Source organism: Actinosynnema sp. NPDC023658 (assembly GCF_040639995.1).
Lineage (GTDB): Bacteria > Actinomycetota > Actinomycetes > Mycobacteriales > Pseudonocardiaceae > Actinosynnema.
The window spans coordinates 1-1,940 of sequence record NZ_JBFAAX010001010.1 but is presented as its reverse complement, the minus strand read 5'-3'; the positions used below and the strand labels follow the sequence as shown (position 1 = coordinate 1,940).

1 protein-coding gene is annotated in these 1,940 nt (G+C 71.8%); it reads right to left on the bottom strand.

The genetic code is table 11. The features are described 5' to 3' along the window. A partial coding sequence (locus AB0G02_RS37470) for a beta-ketoacyl synthase N-terminal-like domain-containing protein (protein ID WP_360804434.1) occupies nucleotides 1-1,940 on the bottom strand: 1,940 nt, incomplete at both ends.

The following is a 1,940-nucleotide window of genomic DNA, read 5'->3' as shown; positions in this document are numbered from 1 at the left end:
ACCACGTCGACCCGCTCCAAGGTCTCCGGGTCCCCGCGCAGCACGTCGAACAGCGACCAGTCCACGAACGCCGACAGCGCCTCCGCGCACTCGCCCATCCGCTCGGCGAACACCGGGAAGGCGTCCACCAGCTCCAGCGCCATGCCCGCCCACTGCGAGCCCTGGCCTGGGAACACGAACACCGTGCCGCCCGTGCCGGCCACCGCCGTGTGCTCGGCGGTCAGCTCGGTCGGGTCGTCCGCGACGATCACCGCCCGGTGCCCGAACCGCGCTCGGTGCGCCCAGAGGGTGTGCGCGACGTCGGTGAGGTCGACGTCCGGTGATGCGGCCAGGAAGGCCCGCAGGTCGGCGGTCCGCGCGGCCAGCGCCTCGGGGGTGCGGGCCGACAGCACCAGCGGTACCGGGCCGCCCCGCCTGGCCGGTACCGCCGGTTCCGGCTGCCCGGCCTGCTCCAGGATGACGTGGGCGTTGGTGCCGCTGATGCCGAAGGATGAGATGCCGGCTCGTCGTGGTCGGTGTGTGGTGGGCCATTGGCGTGGGTGGGTGAGTAGTTCGATTGCGCCGGTGGTCCAGTCGACGTGGGGGGTGGGTTGGTCGATGTGGAGGGTGGCGGGTAGTAGGCCGTGGTGCATGGCCATGACGGTTTTGATGATGCCTGCGGCGCCGGCGGCTGCTTGGGTGTGGCCGATGTTGGACTTGATGGAGCCGAGCAGGAGTGGTTGGTCGCGGTTCTGTCCGTAGGTGGCCAGCAGCGCCTGTGCCTCGATGGGGTCTCCGAGTTTCGTGCCGGTGCCGTGCGCCTCGACCGCGTCGACGTCCGAAGTGGTCAGTCGTGCATTGGCCAGTGCCTGGCGGATCACTCGTTGCTGTGATGGTCCGTTGGGTGCGGTGAGGCCGTTGGAGGCGCCGTCCTGGTTGACCGCGCTGCCGCGGACGATCGCGAGCACCGGGTGTCCGTTGCGCTGCGCGTCGGAGAGCTTCTCCAGCAGCAGCAGACCCGCCCCCTCGCCCCAGCCCGTGCCGTCGGCCGCGCCGGCGAACGACTTGCAGCGGCCGTCCGGAGCAAGCCCGCGCTGGCGGGAGAACTCCAGGAACGTGTTCGGCGTGGACATCACCGCCACGCCACCGGCCAAAGCCAGTGAGCACTCGCCGTTGCGCAGTGACTGGGCGGCCAGGTGCAGCGCGACCAGCGACGAGGAGCAGGCGGTGTCCACGGTGACCGCCGGCCCCTCCAGGCCGAAGGTGTAGGCCACCCGGCCGGACGCGACGCTGGCGGTGTTGCCGACCGCCAGGTGCCCCTCGAAACCGGTCGGGGCCTGGTGCAGCCGGGAGCCGTAGTCGCCGTACATGACTCCCGCGAACACGCCGGTGTCGGTGCCGCGCAACGACCCGGGGTCGATGCCCGCCCGTTCGAACGCCTCCCACGCGATCTCCAGCAGCAGTCGCTGCTGCGGGTCGGTGGCCAGCGCCTCGCGGGGCGACATGCCGAAGAAGTCCGGGTCGAAGTCCGCCGCGTCGTGCAGGAAACCGCCTTCGCGGGTGTAGACCCGTCCCACCCGTTCCGGGTCGGGGTCGTACAGGGCCTCCACGTCCCAGCCCCGGTTGTCCGGGAACTCCGAGACGGCGTCCACCCCCTCGGCCACCAGCCGCCACAGGTCCTCGGGCGACCGGACGCCGCCGGGGAACCGACAGCTCATCGCCACAATGGCGATAGGCTCGTCGGTCGTGCCGGCGGCGACCACCGCGACGTCGGTCGGTCGCAGCCCCGAAGCCTCGGCCCTCAGGTGGGCGATGAGGGCGTCCGGCGTCGGGTGGTCGAAGATGAGCGTGCCGGGCAGCGGCAACCCGGTGGCCGCGGCCAGCCGGTTGCGCAGCTCCACCGCCGTCAGCGAGTCGAAGCCGAGGTCCTTGAACGCCCGGCTCGCGTCGACCACGTCCGG